The organism is Sulfitobacter sp. F26169L (genome assembly GCF_026410285.1).
In the GTDB taxonomy this organism is placed as follows: Bacteria; Pseudomonadota; Alphaproteobacteria; order Rhodobacterales; family Rhodobacteraceae; genus Sulfitobacter.
Window position 1 is genome coordinate 282,036 of record NZ_JAPMLP010000004.1, and the last position, 18,062, is coordinate 300,097.

The following is an 18,062-nucleotide window of genomic DNA, read 5'->3' on the forward strand; positions in this document are numbered from 1 at the left end:
TAGACCAGGTTGACGATGCAGAACTGCTCGAACTGGTTGAAATGGAAATCCGCGAGCTGCTGTCCAGCTACGAATACCCTGGCGACGATATTCCGATCATTCAGGGCTCCGCGCTGGCAGCGATGAACGGCACCGATCCTGAAATCGGCGAAGAAGCGATCAAGAAATTGATGGCGGCTGTTGACGAGTACATCCCGACACCTGCACGTGCTGTTGACCAGCCTTTCCTGATGCCGGTCGAGGACGTGTTCTCGATTTCCGGTCGTGGTACAGTTGTGACCGGCCGTGTCGAGCGTGGCGTGATCAACGTTGGTGACAGCATCGAAATCGTTGGTATCCGCGACACCAAAACAACGACCTGCACAGGCGTTGAAATGTTCCGCAAGCTGCTGGACCGTGGTGAGGCAGGCGACAACATCGGCGCACTGCTGCGTGGTATCGACCGTGACGGCGTTGAGCGCGGTCAGGTTCTTTGCGCGCCCAAGTCCGTGATGCCGCACACCAAGTTCGAAGCCGAAGCGTATATCCTCACGAAAGAGGAAGGTGGCCGTCACACGCCATTCTTCGCGAACTACCGTCCACAGTTCTACTTCCGTACCACGGACGTGACCGGCACCGTTAACCTGCCCGAGGGCACGGAGATGGTTATGCCAGGTGACAACCTGAAGTTCGACGTTGAACTGATCGCACCGATTGCGATGGAGCAGGGTCTGCGCTTTGCGATCCGCGAAGGCGGCCGCACGGTTGGCGCGGGCGTTGTGTCCAAGATCACCGAGTAATCAGGTCCGGCAGGGCGCAAGCCCTGCCTGATCCGAATCAACAAAGGCCGCTTCCCCAGGGAGGCGGCCTTTTTCTTTCTCGGGTAGGGACGGCTTCTAAGCGACAGATCCAAACAATCGCTCATGCAATCAAATGAAAAGAGCCGCGCCCGTAAAAGGGTGCGGCTCTACAGCGTTAAGTCTTCAGGTGTCTATACCCGTTCAGGCTGCGGGAACCCGTTTGGCATCCGAGAATGACAGCAACCGTTTACTGTCTTCGTCCCACAAGTGCAGGCGCGCATTTGCAAAGCTCTCACGAATTGTCATGCGGTTGATATCAGCCAATCCGCCATGGTCGCGTAACACTTCGGGCAGGCGATAGAAGGGTATGCGACTGTAGAGATGGTGTATGTGATGAATGCCGATATTTGCGCTAAGCCACTGAAGCACCGCTGGAAGGACGTAGTAAGAACTGCCTTGCAACGCCGCATCATGCAGATCCCAGTTTTCGTTCGTTTCCCAATGGGTCGTTTCAAACTGGTGCTGGACATAGAAAAGCCAAACGCCAGCGGTCGCGGCGAGCAATGTTGAGGGAACGAAAATAAGCAGGATCGGCATGATACCCCCAAAATACCAGATCACCAGAAGTACGACGATGATTGCGGCGTTGGTACACATCGCGCTGACCCAATACCGCGCTTTTTCCATCAACCCCAAAGGCAATCGGTTCTGAAGAAAGAACAGATATCCTGGCCCAAGGCCGAACAGCACAACGGGATGGCGGTAAAGTCTGTATCCGAAGCGTTTAAGTGGGCTTAGGGCTTTGTATTCGGCCACCGTCAGTGTGCTGATGTCGCCCATACCGCGTCGGCCGAGATTGCCTGAAGCACTGTGGTGAATGGAGTGGGTTCGCCGCCAGACATCGTAAGGGGTAAGCGTAAGAACCCCGATCGCGCGCCCGACCCAATCGCTTAGCGTCCGGTCTTTGAAGAATGATGCATGACCGCAATCATGTTGGATTGCGAACAGTCGCAGCAAAAATGCTGCATTACATATTGAAATTGCCAACGTTAGCCAGGCGCTGACAGACAGCGACCACCACGCCAACGCCCACAGGGCAATAAACGGTCCTAGGGTCACGGCGAGCTCGTAAAAGCTGCGCCAAGTGCTTGGTTCCCGGTAACTTGCGAGAACCTTAACCCAATCGCGCGCGCGGGTCTGGTCGGTTGGTTGGCTGATGGGTCCGGTATGCTTATTCATATGCCTGCTTCTTATTCTCTGTTGGCAGTCTTGATAGACCAAACCGGCCGCTAAACAACTTGTAATGTGGGCAATACCGTTAAGAAGGTGTAAACATATTCAAAGTCGGACATTTATGTTTCACAACTCATGGGGGTGCCCACGTTATGAGGGGCATCATGCCGAGCCCATGCGAATTTGCATTGGAAAATCTGGTTGAAATGGCTTGAGGTCGACTATTTGGGGGGGCTCCCACATTCCTCCCTGAAACCCCCTTGCCACGTTGGGTGATTCCCCCTATAGCCCCACAAATCACCGACGCGCATTCAGATGCATGTCGCGTGTATTTTCAAAGACGCGAAGAGGCGGAGCGATGAGCGTTCCCTCTCCAATCCGATCTCAATCCCAATGTAAGGGATATGCACATGGCTCAGAGCCAGAACATCCGTATTCGCCTCAAGGCGTTTGACTACCGTGTTCTCGATGCTTCCACACAGGAAATCGTTAATACCGCAAAGCGCACAGGCGCTTCTGTTCGCGGCCCCATCCCGCTGCCGAACAAAATTGAAAAATTCACCGTTCTTCGTGGTCCCCACGTAGACAAAAAATCACGTGACCAGTTCGAAATCCGCACGCACAAGCGTCTGCTGGATATCGTTGATCCGACCCCCCAGACCGTTGACGCGCTGATGAAGCTCGACCTCGCCGCTGGTGTGGACGTCGAGATCAAGCTGCAGTCATAAGCGTAGGAGGGTAATATTATGTTGCGCTCAGGCGTTATTGCAAAAAAGATGGGCATGACCCGTCTGTTCATGGAAGACGGTCGTCAGATTCCTGTTACTGTTCTTCAGCTCGATAACCTTCAGGTTGTTGCACAGCGCACAATCGAAAAAGACGGCTACGTTGCTGTCCAGCTCGGTGCAGGTACAGCCAAAGCCAAGCGGACTTCGCAGGCGATGCGCGGCCACTTCGCAGCAGCAAAGGTTGAACCAAAGCGCAAGGTTGCAGAATTCCGCGTTGATGCGGATGCAATGCTGGATATTGGCGAAGAGATCATTGCCGATCACTATTTCGCAGGCCAGTACGTTGACGTAGCAGGTACATCAATCGGTAAAGGTTTTGCCGGTGCGATGAAGCGTCACAACTTTGGCGGTCTGCGTGCGACACACGGTGTTTCGATTTCGCACCGTTCGCACGGTTCCACCGGTCAGTGTCAGGATCCCGGCAAAGTTTTCAAAGGTAAGAAAATGGCCGGTCACATGGGCGCTGCCCGCGTGACGACCCAGAACCTAGAAGTTGTCAAAACCGACAGCGAGCGCGGTTTGATCATGGTCAAAGGCGCAGTTCCCGGCTCCAAAGGTGGTTGGGTCACTGTCAAGGACGCGGTGAAAAAGCCGTTCCCCGAGAACGCGATTGTTCCCGGTGCCTTGGCATCCGCTGCCCGTGAAGCTGCAAAAGCAGCCGAAGAAGCAGCCGCAGCAGCAGCCGCAGAAGCCGAAGCAGAAGCAGCACGCCTTGCAGAAGAGCAGGCCGCCGCAGAAGCCGAAGCTTTGAAATCCGCAGAAGCTGATATCGAATCGGATAAAGCAGAAGCTGGCGATCAAAGCGAAACGCTTGACGCCGATAAGAAAGAAGGTGACGCATGAAACTAGATGTCATCAAACTTGACGGCGGCAAAGCCGGATCGATCGATCTGGACGAGGCCCTGTTCGGTCTTGAGCCACGTGCCGATATCCTGCACCGTGTTGTCCGCTGGCAGCGTAACAACGCACAGCAGGGCACGCACAAGGTCAAGACACGCCGCGAAGTAAGCTACTCCACCAAAAAGATCTATCGCCAGAAGGGCACCGGCGGCGCACGCCACGGCGCACGTTCGGCACCGATCTTTCGCGGGGGCGGTATCTACAAGGGTCCAACACCCCGTAGCCACGGCCACGAACTGACCAAGAAGTTCCGCAAGCTGGGTCTGCGTCACGCACTCTCTGCAAAGGCGAAAGCCGGCGCGTTGGTGATTATCGACGATGCAGCATCAGACGGTAAGACAGCCGCATTGGCCAAGCAGGTGAAATCCCTTGGTTGGAAGCGCGCGTTGATCATTGACGGTGCAACCGTGAATGAGAACTTCCTGCAAGCCGCGCGCAACATTGAAGGTCTGGATATCCTGCCGACAATGGGCGCAAACGTATATGATATCCTGAAGCGTGATACACTTGTTATTACGAAATCAGGCATCGAAGCACTGGAGGCCCGTTTGAAATGAGCGCGAAGCCAGAACACTACGACATCATCCGCAAGCCGCTGATCACGGAAAAAGCAACAATGGCTTCTGAAGCCAACGCCGTTGTTTTCGAAGTGGCTATCGCTGCAAACAAGCCAATGATCAAAGAAGCTGTCGAAGCTCTCTTTGGTGTCAAGGTGAAGGCCGTGAACACGTCCATCACCAAAGGCAAGGTAAAGCGCTTCCGCGGGCAGCTGGGTACACGTCGTGACGTGAAAAAAGCCTATGTGACGCTCGAAGAAGGCAACACCATCGACGTGTCAACAGGTCTGTAAGCCGATCTGTGATTTGAATGCCGGAAGGCCCTCGCGTTTTGCGGGGGCCTTTTGCGTTTTGGGCTGGGTGTTTCAGAGCAGGGGAGGCGTAATCCTGCCTATATATCCAAAACCATTTAATCTGCTTGCCTTTAGGCTGGCAAAGGCGCACATGGGGCCTGCGACGTTACTATATCTATCGGAATTACTGCTCCTTACGGCTCAGTCATACGATCTTTGAACTGACTTAGCCGACCTGCCGCATCCTGCGGGCAGCTTTACAAGGAATACACTAATGGCCACTGGTACAGTAAAATGGTTCAACACAACTAAAGGCTTCGGCTTTATCGCTCCCGATGGCGGCAGCAAAGATGTATTTGTACACATCTCAGCCGTTGAGCAAGCAGGCCTCACAGGTCTGTCCGATGATCAGAAAGTTACTTTCGACATCGAAGCCGGCCGCGACGGCCGCGAATCTGCGACAAACATCGCATTGGCATAAGCTGGCGGCTCCGTAAGGGGCCGAGGCTTTAAAGAATTTGAAGGGCGTGGTCATAGTGGCCGCGCCCTTCTTCGTTCTTGGTAAGATTGCCAGAGAAAAATGACTTGGGGAACCAATACCCCAGGCGCGGGTTTAATTTGCACGTGGCAGTTCGTCGCGCATCTCGTGGCTCCGGAAGGTTTATCATGTCAATTTCCGATGCTCTATCGATTGATCCAAATTCTACTCGTGCCAAGATCCTTTCCAAAGTTGATCCGGATTCCTTTGCGTGGACACTACCAATCATGCGCGCGGGGTACGCGGGGCGTGGTCTGGTTTATCTTGTGGTGGCAGGCTTGTCCCTATGGTCACTTTGGCAGGGCGGAGAGGCTGAGGGCACTGGTGCCGCTATGCGCTCAATGAGTGGTAGCGTAGGGGCTCTTATTGTAACATTGATTGCGGCAGGTATGTTTGCATATGCGATCTGGCGCTGTATCGATGCCATTTGGGATCTTGAGGCACATGGCGCTTCTGCCAAAGGTGTCGTTGCTCGAATTGCCATTGCCGTGACCGGTTTGCTGCATGGGGCGATCGGTGTTCTCGCGATTACCTCACTGGGATTTTCTTCAAACAGTGGCAGCAGCAAACAGAGTATGCTTTCACAGATAATGCAAACTACAGCAGGCCAATTGGCGGTCGCAATGGCTGGTGCGGTAACCATAGCAGCGGGAGTGTATTATATTTACAAAGCTGCATCCCAAAGCTACCGCGACGATATTCAGGCTAATCACTTTACGCTCCATTGGAACCCGCTATTGCGGGCAGGCTTGGTTGCTCAAGGCGTCAGTGTGGCAATTATCGGCGGACTGATCCTCTACGCTGCACTGACGCTGGACCCAGCACAGGCGGGGGGGCTGGGGTCTGCATTCGATTGGCTGCGCGAACAAAGCTATGGCTGGTTTCTAGTAATTGCGCTGTGTCTGGGTCTGCTTTGTTTCTCCCTGCTTTGCTTTGTAAACGCAGCCTACAGAATCGTGCCAAAGGCGACAGACGGTTCGGTACAGAACTTGACAGCACGGCTCAGGAAAAAGGGCAAAGATGCACTGCGCGGGTAGCATTCGCGGTTTGTCCGCTTGACCCCACTGCCCATCCCCCCTAACAGACATCAACGACACAGCCCCAGATTCGTCTGGGGCTTCGTTGTTGTTCGCGAGCGACAAACTTCGGTTGCTCTTGGACATCTCTACTGGGACCTTCGGGGCCCTCTAACCACAGCGGACCTACGGGGCCGCATACAAGCAAACGGAAGACAGAGAACATGGCACTCAAGTCGTACAAACCGACGACGCCAGGCCAGCGTGGGCTGGTACTGATCGACCGTTCGGAGCTTTGGAAAGGTCGCCCTGTCAAGGCCCTCACTGAGGGACTTAGCAAGCACGGCGGACGGAACAACACCGGACGGATCACAATGCGTCGCAAGGGTGGTGGTGCAAAACGCCTCTACCGCATCGTCGATTTCAAGCGTAACAAACTGGACGTCGTCGCGACGATCATGCGTATTGAATATGACCCGAACCGGACTGCGTTTATCGCACTGGTAAAATACGAAGACGGTGAGCAGGCATATATCCTTGCTCCTCAGCGTATCGCCATTGGCGATCAGGTGATTGCGTCTGCCAAGGCAGACATCAAGCCCGGTAACGCGATGCCATTTTCCGGCATGCCCATCGGTACGATCATCCACAACATCGAAATGAAGCCAGGTAAAGGCGGTCAGATCGCCCGCGCTGCAGGCACCTACGCCCAGTTCGTGGGCCGTGATGGTGGCTACGCCCAGATCCGTCTGAGCAGTGGCGAGCTTCGCCTCGTACGTCAGGAATGCATGGCCACCGTTGGTGCCGTGTCCAACCCCGACAACAGCAACCAGAACTACGGTAAGGCTGGTCGTATGCGTCACAAGGGCGTCCGCCCGAGTGTTCGTGGTGTTGTCATGAACCCGATCGACCACCCGCACGGTGGTGGTGAAGGTCGTACATCCGGTGGTCGTCACCCGGTTACCCCATGGGGCAAACCGACAAAAGGTGCCAAGACTCGTAACAAGAAAAAAGCGTCAAGTGCTCTGATCATCAGATCGCGCCACGCCAAGAAGAAGGGACGCTAAGAATGTCTCGTTCAGTATGGAAAGGTCCTTTTGTTGACTCTTATGTCCTCAAAAAGGCCGAAGCCTCCCGCGAGGGCGGTCGTAACGAAGTGATCAAGATCTGGTCGCGTCGTTCTACGATCCTGCCGCAGTTTGTTGGCCTGACGTTCGGCGTCTATAACGGTCACAAGCATATTCCTGTAAACATCACTGAAGACATGATCGGTCAGAAGTTTGGTGAGTATTCACCAACGCGCACCTATTATGGTCACGCAGCTGATAAAAAAGCGAAGCGGAAATAAGCCATGAGCAAGGATAAAAATCCCCGCCGCGTGGCAGACAATGAAGCCCGCGCAAAACTGCGCATGCTGAAAACGTCGCCGCAGAAACTCAACCTCGTTGCTGCGATGATCCGTGGCAAGAAAGTGGACAAGGCCCTTACGGACCTCACTTTCTCCAAGAAGCGTATCGCAATTGATGTGAAGAAATGCCTTCAGTCCGCGATTGCCAACGGCGAGAACAACCACAACCTCGATGTGGACGAACTGATTGTCGCGGAAGCCTATGTCGGCAAGAACATGACACTCAAGCGTGGTCGTCCACGTGCGCGTGGCCGTTTCGGCAAGATCATGAAGCCGTTTGCGGAAATCACCATCGTCGTGCGTCAGGTTGAGGAGCAAGCATAATGGGTAATAAAGTCAATCCAATCGGCATGCGCCTTCAGGTTAACCGTACGTGGGATAGCCGCTGGTATGCCGACACGAAAGATTTCGGGAACCTTCTTCTGGAAGACCTCGCAATCCGCGATTTCATCAAGAAAGAGTGCCATCAGGCGGGTATTTCCCGTGTGATCATCGAGCGCCCGCACAAGAAGTGCCGCGTTACGATCCACACAGCACGCCCTGGTGTGATCATCGGCAAGAAAGGTGCAGACATCGAAGGTCTGCGCAAGAAGCTGTCACGGTTCACCGAAAGCGAACTGCACCTCAACATCGTTGAAGTGCGCAAGCCGGAACTGGACGCGGCTCTTGTTGGTGAAAGCATTGCACAGCAGCTTGAGCGTCGGGTTTCGTTCCGTCGCGCCATGAAACGTGCGGTACAGAATGCCATGCGTATGGGTGCCCTTGGTATCCGCGTGAACCTTGCGGGTCGTCTTGGCGGTGCCGAGATCGCGCGTACGGAATGGTATCGTGAAGGTCGCGTGCCACTGCACACACTGCGTGCGGACATCGACTATGCACATGTTGAAGCAATGACTGCCTATGGCATCATCGGCATCAAAACGTGGATCTTCAAAGGCGAGATCATGGAACATGATCCTGCTGCCCGTGACCGCAAGGCACAAGAAATGCAAGACGGTCCAGCACCCCGCGGTGCCGGCGGTCGGCGTTAAGGAGTAGATAGATGCTACAGCCAAAACGTACGAAATTCCGTAAGCAGTTCAAAGGCTCTATCAAGGGTCTTGCGAAGGGCGGGTCAGACCTGAACTTCGGTACTTACGGTCTGAAAGCAACTGAGCCGGAGCGTGTAACAGCGCGCCAGATCGAAGCTGCACGTCGTGCCATGACGCGTCACATGAAGCGTCAGGGCCGTGTCTGGATCCGTATTTTTCCAGACGTACCTGTCACCTCCAAGCCCGTCGAAGTGCGTATGGGTAAAGGTAAAGGTTCCGTGGATTTCTGGGCATGCAAGGTCAAACCAGGCCGCGTAATGTTTGAAATCGACGGCGTCAACGACGACATCGCCCGCGAAGCCCTGCGCCTCGCCGCGATGAAGCTGCCGATCAAAACCCGCGTTATTGTACGCGAAGATTGGTGACGGACGCACCCGCGTAAGCGGGTGCCGTCGAGCCGGAGGCAGGGTATTCTGCAAAGAATGCCCGTTCCGGCCCCGCTTGAAATAGAGAGCCCCCGCTGTGAAACCGGCGGGGGCTTTTTTATCTTTCATTTTCTTTGAGCCAATTGAAATCATAGCCAAACTCGGAAAAGAAGGCTTTCTGGTCTTCATCCAAGTAGCGGTGAGAATTCTTTACTGGGAAAACGGTAAGCCCTACATTGTTTCGTAAAATGGGCCCGTTTGGCCAACGCCTTTTGCCCGCAATTATCTTTCGCAATAACCTAGCGGGTTTGTCGTGGTAGTTTGGGGAAGATCGCTCAATTGATTGAAAAGTTGCGCTTACAACAGCATCAGCCAATTGTAGTCCGGCCAAAGATGATGCTGGAAAGCGCGCAATGAGACTGTACGCAAACAGCTGTGGATTGATTTCTTTGGCGTTAAGAAAGGTTGTCTTGGCCATTGCTTGCCGGATAAGTTGAAGAACATAAGCCTTGAAATGACCGAAATGGTGCCCTCTCCGGCTGGCCATAACAATCTTAATCTTGGGATCGGGTATTCCCTGCTTTTCAGCGTCGTTGGTAACAAACTCACTAACACGCTCAAGGAGAAGTCTGGCTACAAAGTTGTAGAGATATTGACGGTTTGAAGACGCCGTTCCAGCTGCCGCGGCCCGATGATTTTTATGGCCGACCATAGTTTTTTTGAATGAGCAGACAACAAAGGCTCGGGCGGAGTGATTGCCGAGCGCCTTGGCAATCTTTAGGCGGTTCCATGGTTTATGTTTTCTAAAATGAAGTGGGCTACCGGTCTGCCCTCCAAACGATTTGTATATACAATCTCTGCGGTCATCCAGTGTTGCCATAGCTTCATATCGAATGAGGTAGCCGCCAAGACACAACCATTCTGAATTTCCGTTTGGATTTTTTGGCTTGAGGTCATGAGTTTTATCGTCACCCGCTTCGTCAATGTATAAGATGTAATGATAATTGGAGTTTTTCATATTTTTGACTTGGGTTTTGCGATAGCCTTTTCTAAGGCCCTGAGTGGAAGTGGTGAGCTATTTCGTTTGTTAAGCAATCAGGTTAACTTAGAGGAAATATAGCTCAAGGAACCACCCCCCATGAAACAAGTCCCCAAACCCACCACCGACGAAGATCTCATCGCCGAGTTTCTCAACAAGGGCGGCGCGATCAAGAAGGGTAAAACCAAGCCGATGCCTGCCGATCTTGGACTGTCCAACAACCAGTGGGGCAACAAGATGACCAAGGAAGAGAAGGCCTTGGTCAAGGAGCAGGAAGAGGCGCGCAAGACGGGACCGAAACCGTAGGGTGGGTGGAACCCCGGCTCACCTGTTCAACCGCTATGACCAGCTATAGTTAAAGCTCACCGAAATCCGGTCTTCTTCCGACATGTTCATCGGCACTTCGTGGCGGATGAAACTCTCCCAGAGCAGCACATCGCCCACCGCAGGGGCCACATAGTGGAACGTCCGCAATTCCTCACGCGTGTCTTTGCGTCTTGCGGGGCTGGCCATCATCATCGGCAGGCGAGGGTCTTCGAATTTGATCGCGCTCGCGCCTTCGGGCATCGCCACATAGGTGGTGCCTGAAATGACCGAGTGAGGGTGGATGTGCCCTGTGTGTATCCCGCCCTCGGGCAGGATGTTGATCCAGATGTCTTCCAGTTTTAGCTCACGCCCGTCCAGATCAAGCTCTAGATCCTTGGCGAATGCGGCGACATGGTTATCCAGCGCATTGATCACATCGGCAAATATCGGGAAACGCCAGCCGAGGTCGGTAAGCGAGGCATAGGACGTATAACCGGGATAGCCGTTTTCCTCACACCAAGCCTGGCCTGCCTCATCATCTTGGGCGATGGACCAGCAGGACGCTTCCAGCTCGGATGCAGAGATTTCATCGCCAAGCGATGAATGGTAGAGGCGGGTCACAAAGAGGGATTTTAGAATTTTCATATCAGATACTTGCCGTTTCTTGGAGTGAACGATAGCCTCAAATCAGTTTCTTTGATGTTGGCAAAATGTGGGTAGCAGGACTCTGGCGTTCTTAAAACCCTCTTGGGAGCTGGGGTATGTTTCGAGTTGCGGTGTTTGTTTTTCTCTTATCGGTTCAGCAAGTATACGCGGACCGATATCAATCCCGCGCACTTTTCTCACATAAGGCATGGGGCGTTGAGTTGACGCATGATACCATGGACGGCGCGCTGTGGTGTTCAGCTGAAACTGGAAACCGTGCAAATCAGAAGCTTTCAATTACGGTCTATCCGGATGGAACACTAACGTTATTCGTTTTTGACCGTAGATGGGCACTGAGCGAACGTTACGTCGATTTCATCATTGATGTAGATTATTCCCGTTGGAATATGCGGGGAAAAGCGTCGGACATTGCGATCAGTGTAAGCGTCAAGCCAGGTGAGGATACTGGCAAGTTTATAGGTGAACTGGCTGCGGGACGCGCAGCGGCACTTTACAATAACGATTTGCGCCGGCTGGCAGTTTTCACACTTTCAGGCTCCAGAGCCGCACTCATAAAATTGACCGAGTGTTGGGATGGCATAAAAGCACAAGGCGCCGATCCCTTCGGGCCTGCAAAGGATCCATTCTAAGCTGACATGACGCAATGATCTCTAAGGATGCGTTTCCGTCCGACCTTTCTTTTCGCGAGCAGAGGACAGGGGGTTGCGTTGCGCTGGCTTTGGGCCTAAACGGCCAGTTCATCATGAACTCCATCAGAATCATGGTCACCCTGTCGGGGCCTGCTGGTGATGTTGAAAAGGAAGACGGCATGAAAGCCAGCGAACTACACGACAAGACGCCGGACCAGCTCCGCGACGAGCTTGTCAATCTGAAGAAAGAAGCATTCAACCTGCGTTTCCAGCAAGCCACCGGCCAGTTGGAAAATCCGGCACGTCTGCGCAGCGTCAAACGTGACGCGGCCCGTGTGAAAACAGTTTTGAACCAAAAAGCTGCAGCCGCAGCAACAGACGCGTAAGAGGAGCCTGACCCATGCCAAAGCGTATCCTGACAGGCACCGTAACCTCGGACGCCAATGACCAGACAATTTCCGTATCCGTAGAGCGTCGCTTTCGCCATCCGGTTCTGAAAAAGACTATTCGTAAGTCCAAAAAGTATCGGGCTCACGATGAGAATAACACATTCAAAGTAGGCGACTCTGTTCGCATTATCGAATGTGCACCACGTTCCAAAACCAAGCGTTGGGAAGTGATTACTGCGGAAGCATGATCCTTTACGCATCGGCCCATCCGGTCCGGTGCGTTATCCATTTCGGATAACAACTTAATCGAAACCCCGGGGACAGGGCACGCATCGCCCCCCGGAAGGTCGGGAGAAATCAAATGATCCAGATGCAGACCAACCTGGATGTTGCTGACAACAGCGGCGCGCGCCGTGTTCAGTGCATCAAGGTCCTGGGTGGTTCCAAGCGTAAATACGCATCCGTTGGCGACATTATTGTCGTATCGGTAAAGGAAGCCATTCCACGCGGCCGTGTAAAGAAAGGTGACGTCCGTAAGGCCGTTGTCGTTCGTACCGCAAAAGAAGTTCGTCGTGACGATGGCACAGCCATCCGTTTTGACCGCAATGCTGCTGTTATCCTGAACAACAACAACGAGCCGATCGGTACCCGTATCTTCGGGCCAGTTGTTCGTGAGCTGCGCGCCAAAAACTTCATGAAAATCATCTCACTCGCTCCGGAGGTGCTGTAACCATGGCTGCTAAGCTGAAAAAAGGTGACACTGTCATCGTTATGGCCGGTAAGGACAAGGGTAAGGAAGGCAAGATCGCCTCAGTTGATCCCAAGTCCAACAAGGCCATCGTAGACGGCGTGAACATCGCAATCCGTGCGACACGCCAGACACAGGATTCACAGGGCGGCCGCATCCCCAAAGCGATGCCGATCGACCTGAGCAACCTGTCGCTGAAGGATGCCAACGGCAAGCCGACACGCGTAGGGTTCAAAATGGATGGCGACAAGAAAGTGCGCTATGCCAAAACAACAGGGGATGTAATCTGATGCTTGATACCGCAACATATACCCCCCGCCTTAAAGCCGATTACAAGGACCGCATCCGTGCGGCCCTGAAAGAAGAGTTCGGCTATAAGAACGACATGATGATTCCTCGTCTGGACAAGATCGTCCTGAACATCGGGTGTGGCGCCGAAGCTGTTCGTGACAGCAAGAAAGCCAAATCCGCACAGGAAGACCTGACCGCAATCGCGGGCCAGAAAGCATTGACCACCATCGCCAAGAAATCCATTGCGGGTTTCCGTGTACGTGAAGAAATGCCACTGGGTGCGAAGGTTACACTTCGTGGTGATCGCATGTATGAATTCCTTGATCGTCTGATCACGATTGCAATGCCCCGCATCCGCGACTTCCGCGGTATCAAAGGCACTTCTTTCGATGGCCGCGGCAACTATGCCATGGGTATGAAAGAGCACATCGTGTTCCCCGAAATCGACTTTGATAAAGTCGACGAAACATGGGGAATGGACATCATCATCGCCACCACGGCGAAAACCGATGCCGAAGCGAAAGCCATGTTGAAGCTCTTCAACATGCCGTTCAACTCGTAAGCGGGAGAAGGAATTAGATATGGCTAAGAAATCCATGATCGCACGCGAGAAGAAGCGTGAAGCACTGGTCAAGAAGTACGCCTCAAAGCGTGCGGAGTTGAAAGAAATCATCAACGATGAGTCAAAGCCGATGGACGAGCGTTTTCGCGCGACCCTGAAGCTGGCGAAGCTGCCGCGCAACTCTTCGGCTGTGCGTCTGCACAACCGTTGCCAGCTGACCGGTCGTCCACACGCCTATTATCGTAAATTGAAAATCTCGCGGATCGCGTTGCGGGATCTTGGCTCAGCAGGCCAGATCCCCGGCATGGTCAAGTCGAGCTGGTAAGGAGCGCATCAGATGACCGATCCTATCGCAGATATGCTGACACGCATCCGCAACAGCCAGTTGCGCGGCAAATCCACAGTTATGACACCAGCCTCAAAGCTGCGTGCATGGGTGTTGGACGTGCTGGCGGACGAAGGCTACATTCGTGGCTATGAAAAGGTAACAGGCGCCGATGGGCATCCTGCTATCGAAATCAGCCTGAAATACTACGAGGGCGAACCAGTAATTCGTGAACTGAAGCGGGTATCAAAGCCCGGTCGTCGCGTCTATATGGGCGCACAAGACCTCCCTTCTGTCCGTCAGGGCTTGGGTGTGTCGATTGTCTCCACCCCGCAGGGTGTGATGTCGGACGCACGCGCACGCGCAGCCAACGTTGGCGGCGAAGTGCTCTGCACCGTATTCTAAGGAGAAGCAGATGTCTCGTATTGGTAAGAAACCGGTCGACCTGCCCAGCGGTGTTTCCGCTTCGGTCAGCGGCCAGACCATCGAAGTGAAAGGTCCCAAAGGGACCCGCAGCTTCAAAGCAACCGATGATGTAAACCTGACTGTGGAAGATAACACGGTTACGGTCACACCACGCGGCAAGTCCAAGCGCGCGCGTCAGCAGTGGGGCATGTCCCGCACAATGATCCGCAACCTTGTGACCGGCGTAACCGAGGGTTTCAAGAAAGAACTTGAAATTCAGGGTGTTGGTTACCGTGCTGCCATGACTGGCAACGTATTGAAACTGAATCTCGGCCTGTCCCACGATGTCGATTACACGCCACCGGAAGGTGTCACTGTAACCGCGCCGAAGCAGACCGAAATCATTGTGGAAGGCATTGACGAACAGCTTGTTGGTCAGGTCGCTGCGAACATTCGTGCATGGCGCAAGCCCGAGCCCTACAAGGGCAAAGGCATCCGCTATAAAGGTGAGTTCGTCTTCCGCAAAGAAGGCAAGAAGAAGTAAGGAACGCAAAGATGGCAAACAGCAAAAGACAACTGTTCATCAAACGCCGCCTGCGCGTTCGGAACAAACTTCGTCGCACGAACCGGGGCCGTATGCGCCTGTCCGTGCACCGCTCAAACAAGAACATCAGCGTCCAGCTGATCGACGATGTGAACGGCGTAACAGTCGCTTCCGCTTCGTCGCTTGAAAAAGATCTTGGCGTTGTGGGCAAAAACAACATGGAGGCCGCTACAAAAGTGGGCGAGGCAATTGCCGAGCGCGCGAAAAAAGCCGGTGTTGAATCTGCGTACTTCGACCGTGGCGGTTTCCTCTTTCACGGTAAGGTGAAGGCTTTGGCCGACGCAGCCCGTGAAGGTGGTTTGAAGATCTAAGTCAAATTGGCGGGGCCTGACGCTCCGCCGATACTTTTTGAAGAGGCTTAAACCCTCTCGATGATCCGGGAGCACTCGCTCACCGCGATTGTGAAAACAGGGCGCTTGCCCACAAGACAAGGAGGCCAGCATGGCCAGAGATGACAACCGTGGCGGTAACCGTCGCAACCAGCGCGATGAAGCGCCAGAATTCGCTGACCGTCTGGTCGCGATCAACCGTGTATCCAAAACTGTAAAGGGCGGTAAGCGCTTCGGGTTTGCTGCACTTGTTGTGGTTGGTGACCAAAAAGGCCGCGTAGGGTTTGGCAAAGGTAAAGCCAAAGAAGTGCCTGAAGCGATCCGTAAGGCAACCGAGCAGGCGAAGCGCCAGATGATCCGCGTACAACTGCGCGAAGGCCGCACGTTGCACCACGATATGGCCGGCCGTCATGGCGCGGGCCGCGTGATCATGCGTACAGCGCCAGAAGGTACCGGTATTATTGCCGGTGGTCCGATGCGTGCCGTTTTCGAAATGCTGGGCGTGAAAGACGTTGTGTCCAAGTCGATCGGTTCACAGAACCCTTACAACATGATCCGCGCCACCATGGACGGATTGAAGAAAGAACAGTCTCCACGTTCCGTCGCGCAGCGTCGCGGCAAGAAAGTGGCCGACATTCTGCGCAACGACGTAAAGATCGACGAGCAAAGCGATGTGGCCCACAACAGCCCCTCCGCACAAGCAACGACAGACGCGTAAGGAGAGCATACAATGGCTAAGACAATCGTCATCAAGCAGGTAGGCTCGCCTATCCGCCGCCCCGCAAAGCAGCGCGCAACGCTGGTTGGTTTGGGCTTGAACAAAATGCACCGTGTCCGTGAGTTGGAAGATACACCTTCCGTTCGCGGTATGATCAACGCGGTCAGCCACATGGTTGAAATTGTCGAAGAAAAGGGCTGATCCCGCCGCAGATACCCTTATTCTAAGATCTCAAGCAACAAGCGCCCCGCAGGAGACAGCGGGGCGTTTTGCGTTTGTTGCAAAATTGGACCAGAGCCTTTTGTAAATGCGGTTTTGCATCTTAATGGCAACAAATCTCTCTAATAAATACAGCAACTTTGGGTATTCTTTTAACGACGATTTGCGCCGAAAATTTACCAAGAGCCTGACGAATGATCTCCACGCGAAACCGATTTGATGCAATCGACAGCGCTAAAGGTATTGGCATTATCCTTGTTGTTTTCGGTCACGCATGGCGCGGGGCCTATAATGCTGGTGTCATTTCTGATTATCCGATTTTTGCAGCGGTGGATGCCGGAATTTACGCATTTCATATGCCGCTGTTCTTCTTCCTGTCTGGGCTGCTGTTTCTCGACGTCTTGAGAGAATACAACGCAGGCGATCTGCTGAGAGGACGGGTAACAAGGCTGCTTTGGCCAATGGCGCTCTGGACGTGGTTTTTTTTCGGGTTCAAGCTGATCGGTGGCTCGGCAGTAAATACGCCGGTTACGATGAATGATATGCCGCTAGTGCCGCTGCCCCCGTATGAGCATCTGTGGTTTTTATGGGCATTGTTTCTCTGTCAGGTGATCCTGATCGGGGTTTACGCGGCGCTGCTGCGTCCGCTTTCTGATTCTGCGCTGCGGCTAGGGGCAGGTGGCATAGGAATTGCCCTCGCTGCCGTGCTTCCTTCACTGGCTGTTCCATCGTTAATCTGGGGGCCTATGGTTGCGCATATGCCCTATTTCCTGATCGGGATTGCAGCAGGGGGGCACCGGCAGCTGCGGGGCGGTAAAGCTGTCGCGTCTCTTGCTGCTTTCGTGTTTCTTGCCAATTTGTGGCTTGTTATCACTGCCGTTCCGCCCGGTGCTTCAGCACTCACGTCAGCCCTGCTTCTGATTTTTGCATGGATGGTTTGGCCGCAGGTTGATCGTGGTGGCCATGTTTCTACGCTAAGAATGCTGCGTTATCTGGGGAATGCGTCGATGGTGATCTACCTGACGCACACGATTTTTTCTGCTGTCTTGCGGATCATTATGTTGCGGAGCGGGTTTGACGGCGCGGTTCCCGTTCTGCTTGTCACCACGGCGGTAGGTCTGGTTGGACCGCTGGTTTTGCTTTTTGCTGCGCGCAAGCTTCGGGTGGTGAAACTGCTGGGATTCTAGGTGCGCAGGGACTTGCCTCACAGTGTGCCATCGCCTATACGCCCCCGGTGGGCAGAAGGCTGCCCGACAGAATCGTAACGCCGCGTTTGTCCACTCCCGTCGCTGGGGGGCAATTCCGGCAAAAGGAGAAGCGACATGAAACTGCATGAACTTTCAGACAATCCAGGTGCAACAAAACCACGCAAGCGCGTAGGCCGTGGCCCAGGCTCAGGTATGGGTAAAATGGGTGGCCGTGGTATCAAAGGCCAGAAATCCCGTTCGGGTGTAGCGATCAAGGGTTTTGAGGGCGGCCAGATGCCGATCTACCAGCGCCTGCCAAAGCGTGGCTTTAGCAAACCCAACCGCAAAGCATATTCCGCGATCAACCTCGGTTTGATCCAGAAGTTTGTTGATGCAGGCAAGCTGGATATCAAATCCGTCATCACCGAAGATGCGCTGGTTGCGTCCGGGGTCGTGCGTCGCAAGCGCGATGGTATCCGCATCCTTGCAAAAGGTGACGTGACATCCAAGCTGAACATCGAAGTTACAGGCGCGTCCAAATCTGCTGTAGAAGCTGTTGAAAAAGCGGGCGGCAGCCTGACTGTCAAAGCCGCGGCGGTTGTAGAAGCTTCCGAATAACGCTTCGGTCTTGTGAGCGGCGCTCAAGCCGCTTACATAGTCTTCAAGTTTTCCCAAAC

The 18,062-nt window shown here is 53.9% G+C and carries 29 protein-coding genes and 1 pseudogene; 27 read left to right on the forward strand and 3 right to left on the reverse strand.

Annotated features, from left to right (window positions below; genetic code table 11):
* Positions 1–2: 2 nt before the first annotated feature.
* Positions 3–779: pseudogene (locus tag OS189_RS18715) on the forward strand (elongation factor Tu); the annotation flags it as partial.
* 201 nt (positions 780–980) lie between these two features.
* On the opposite strand, the gene OS189_RS10655 reads toward OS189_RS18715, so the two are convergent.
* Positions 981–2,018, reverse strand: a complete 1,038-nt coding sequence (locus OS189_RS10655; protein ID WP_267167293.1) for a fatty acid desaturase — start codon at positions 2,016–2,018, stop codon at positions 981–983.
* A 404-nt stretch (positions 2,019–2,422) separates the two neighbouring features.
* Here OS189_RS10655 and rpsJ point away from each other — a divergent pair, with 404 nt between their 5' ends.
* The 11 genes from rpsJ (at position 2,423) to rplP (ending at position 8,968) form a co-directional block, all read left to right on the forward strand.
* Complete coding sequence (gene rpsJ, locus OS189_RS10660; RefSeq protein ID WP_005849850.1) at positions 2,423–2,740, forward strand: 30S ribosomal protein S10; 318 nt, start codon at positions 2,423–2,425, stop codon at positions 2,738–2,740.
* Between the two features lie 18 nt (positions 2,741–2,758).
* Entirely contained in the window at positions 2,759–3,643 is an 885-nt protein-coding gene (rplC, locus tag OS189_RS10665) for a 50S ribosomal protein L3 (protein WP_267167294.1), read from the forward strand.
* Positions 3,640–4,257, forward strand: a complete 618-nt coding sequence (gene rplD / locus OS189_RS10670) for a 50S ribosomal protein L4 (RefSeq protein WP_267167295.1) — start codon at positions 3,640–3,642, stop codon at positions 4,255–4,257. Before rplC ends, rplD begins: the two co-directional genes overlap by 4 nt.
* Positions 4,254–4,550: a 50S ribosomal protein L23 gene (locus OS189_RS10675; RefSeq protein ID WP_025063447.1), complete on the forward strand. Its 297-nt coding sequence runs from the start codon at positions 4,254–4,256 to the stop codon at positions 4,548–4,550. Before rplD ends, OS189_RS10675 begins: the two co-directional genes overlap by 4 nt.
* A 274-nt stretch (positions 4,551–4,824) precedes the next feature.
* Complete coding sequence (locus tag OS189_RS10680; protein WP_267167296.1) at positions 4,825–5,031, forward strand: cold-shock protein; 207 nt, start codon at positions 4,825–4,827, stop codon at positions 5,029–5,031.
* A 185-nt stretch (positions 5,032–5,216) separates the two neighbouring features.
* A complete protein-coding gene (locus tag OS189_RS10685) occupies positions 5,217–6,125 on the forward strand; it encodes a DUF1206 domain-containing protein (protein WP_267167297.1) in 909 nt (302 codons plus the stop codon).
* 203 nt (positions 6,126–6,328) lie between these two features.
* Positions 6,329–7,171, forward strand: coding sequence for a 50S ribosomal protein L2 (rplB, locus tag OS189_RS10690; RefSeq protein ID WP_267167298.1), 843 nt, complete (start codon positions 6,329–6,331; stop codon positions 7,169–7,171).
* A 2-nt stretch (positions 7,172–7,173) separates the two neighbouring features.
* On the forward strand, positions 7,174–7,452 hold the full coding sequence (gene rpsS, locus OS189_RS10695; protein WP_267167299.1) for a 30S ribosomal protein S19: 279 nt from the start codon (positions 7,174–7,176) through the stop codon (positions 7,450–7,452).
* 3 nt (positions 7,453–7,455) lie between these two features.
* On the forward strand, positions 7,456–7,836 hold the full coding sequence (rplV, locus tag OS189_RS10700) for a 50S ribosomal protein L22 (protein WP_259999271.1): 381 nt from the start codon (positions 7,456–7,458) through the stop codon (positions 7,834–7,836).
* On the forward strand, positions 7,836–8,543 hold the full coding sequence (gene rpsC / locus OS189_RS10705) for a 30S ribosomal protein S3 (RefSeq protein ID WP_267167300.1): 708 nt from the start codon (positions 7,836–7,838) through the stop codon (positions 8,541–8,543). The genes rplV and rpsC overlap by 1 nt, the downstream gene beginning before the upstream one ends.
* Before the next feature lie 11 nt (positions 8,544–8,554).
* The gene (gene rplP / locus OS189_RS10710; RefSeq protein ID WP_267167301.1) at positions 8,555–8,968 is read left to right on the forward strand and encodes a 50S ribosomal protein L16; all 414 of its coding nucleotides are present in this window, start codon (positions 8,555–8,557) and stop codon (positions 8,966–8,968) included.
* Positions 8,969–9,086: 118 nt separating this feature from the next.
* On the opposite strand, the gene OS189_RS10715 is transcribed toward rplP, so the two are convergent.
* The gene (locus OS189_RS10715; protein ID WP_267167302.1) at positions 9,087–9,986 is read right to left on the reverse strand and encodes a DUF3800 domain-containing protein; all 900 of its coding nucleotides are present in this window, start codon (positions 9,984–9,986) and stop codon (positions 9,087–9,089) included.
* Between the two features lie 120 nt (positions 9,987–10,106).
* Between OS189_RS10715 and OS189_RS10720 the strand changes: the two genes are divergently transcribed.
* Entirely contained in the window at positions 10,107–10,313 is a 207-nt protein-coding gene (locus OS189_RS10720; RefSeq protein ID WP_267167303.1) for a hypothetical protein, read from the forward strand.
* A gap of 33 nt (positions 10,314–10,346) precedes the next feature.
* Here the strand turns inward: OS189_RS10720 and OS189_RS10725 are convergent, their stop codons facing one another.
* Complete coding sequence (locus tag OS189_RS10725; protein ID WP_267167304.1) at positions 10,347–10,958, reverse strand: TIGR02466 family protein; 612 nt, start codon at positions 10,956–10,958, stop codon at positions 10,347–10,349.
* Positions 10,959–11,074: 116 nt separating this feature from the next.
* Here OS189_RS10725 and OS189_RS10730 point away from each other — a divergent pair, with 116 nt between their 5' ends.
* From OS189_RS10730 to rplO, 14 genes are all read left to right on the forward strand, one after another.
* Positions 11,075–11,608: a hypothetical protein gene (locus OS189_RS10730; protein WP_267167305.1), complete on the forward strand. Its 534-nt coding sequence runs from the start codon at positions 11,075–11,077 to the stop codon at positions 11,606–11,608.
* Positions 11,609–11,787: 179 nt separating this feature from the next.
* Positions 11,788–11,994 (forward strand): 50S ribosomal protein L29, encoded by a 207-nt coding sequence (gene rpmC, locus OS189_RS10735; RefSeq protein ID WP_267167588.1) that lies wholly within the window; start codon positions 11,788–11,790, stop codon positions 11,992–11,994.
* Between the two features lie 14 nt (positions 11,995–12,008).
* Entirely contained in the window at positions 12,009–12,245 is a 237-nt protein-coding gene (gene rpsQ, locus OS189_RS10740; protein WP_267167306.1) for a 30S ribosomal protein S17, read from the forward strand.
* A 113-nt stretch (positions 12,246–12,358) separates the two neighbouring features.
* Positions 12,359–12,727: a 50S ribosomal protein L14 gene (gene rplN, locus OS189_RS10745; RefSeq protein WP_013963207.1), complete on the forward strand. Its 369-nt coding sequence runs from the start codon at positions 12,359–12,361 to the stop codon at positions 12,725–12,727.
* Between the two features lie 2 nt (positions 12,728–12,729).
* Entirely contained in the window at positions 12,730–13,035 is a 306-nt protein-coding gene (gene rplX / locus OS189_RS10750; RefSeq protein ID WP_267167307.1) for a 50S ribosomal protein L24, read from the forward strand.
* Positions 13,035–13,598, forward strand: coding sequence for a 50S ribosomal protein L5 (rplE, locus tag OS189_RS10755; protein WP_267167308.1), 564 nt, complete (start codon positions 13,035–13,037; stop codon positions 13,596–13,598). The genes rplX and rplE overlap by 1 nt, the downstream gene beginning before the upstream one ends.
* A gap of 19 nt (positions 13,599–13,617) precedes the next feature.
* Positions 13,618–13,923 (forward strand): 30S ribosomal protein S14, encoded by a 306-nt coding sequence (rpsN, locus tag OS189_RS10760; protein WP_267167309.1) that lies wholly within the window; start codon positions 13,618–13,620, stop codon positions 13,921–13,923.
* Positions 13,924–13,935: 12 nt separating this feature from the next.
* Positions 13,936–14,328 carry a 30S ribosomal protein S8 gene (gene rpsH / locus OS189_RS10765; RefSeq protein WP_267167310.1) on the forward strand — a complete coding sequence of 131 codons (393 nt, stop codon included), beginning with the start codon at positions 13,936–13,938 and terminating at the stop codon, positions 14,326–14,328.
* Between the two features lie 10 nt (positions 14,329–14,338).
* On the forward strand, positions 14,339–14,872 hold the full coding sequence (gene rplF, locus OS189_RS10770) for a 50S ribosomal protein L6 (protein ID WP_267167311.1): 534 nt from the start codon (positions 14,339–14,341) through the stop codon (positions 14,870–14,872).
* Between the two features lie 11 nt (positions 14,873–14,883).
* Positions 14,884–15,243 carry a 50S ribosomal protein L18 gene (rplR, locus tag OS189_RS10775; RefSeq protein ID WP_267167312.1) on the forward strand — a complete coding sequence of 120 codons (360 nt, stop codon included), beginning with the start codon at positions 14,884–14,886 and terminating at the stop codon, positions 15,241–15,243.
* A 130-nt stretch (positions 15,244–15,373) separates the two neighbouring features.
* On the forward strand, positions 15,374–15,979 hold the full coding sequence (rpsE, locus tag OS189_RS10780; RefSeq protein ID WP_267167313.1) for a 30S ribosomal protein S5: 606 nt from the start codon (positions 15,374–15,376) through the stop codon (positions 15,977–15,979).
* 12 nt (positions 15,980–15,991) lie between these two features.
* Entirely contained in the window at positions 15,992–16,180 is a 189-nt protein-coding gene (rpmD, locus tag OS189_RS10785; protein WP_267167314.1) for a 50S ribosomal protein L30, read from the forward strand.
* Positions 16,181–16,392: 212 nt separating this feature from the next.
* A complete protein-coding gene (locus OS189_RS10790) occupies positions 16,393–17,385 on the forward strand; it encodes an acyltransferase family protein (RefSeq protein WP_267167315.1) in 993 nt (330 codons plus the stop codon).
* Between the two features lie 135 nt (positions 17,386–17,520).
* On the forward strand, positions 17,521–18,003 hold the full coding sequence (rplO, locus tag OS189_RS10795) for a 50S ribosomal protein L15 (RefSeq protein WP_267167316.1): 483 nt from the start codon (positions 17,521–17,523) through the stop codon (positions 18,001–18,003).
* Positions 18,004–18,062: the final 59 nt, after the last annotated feature.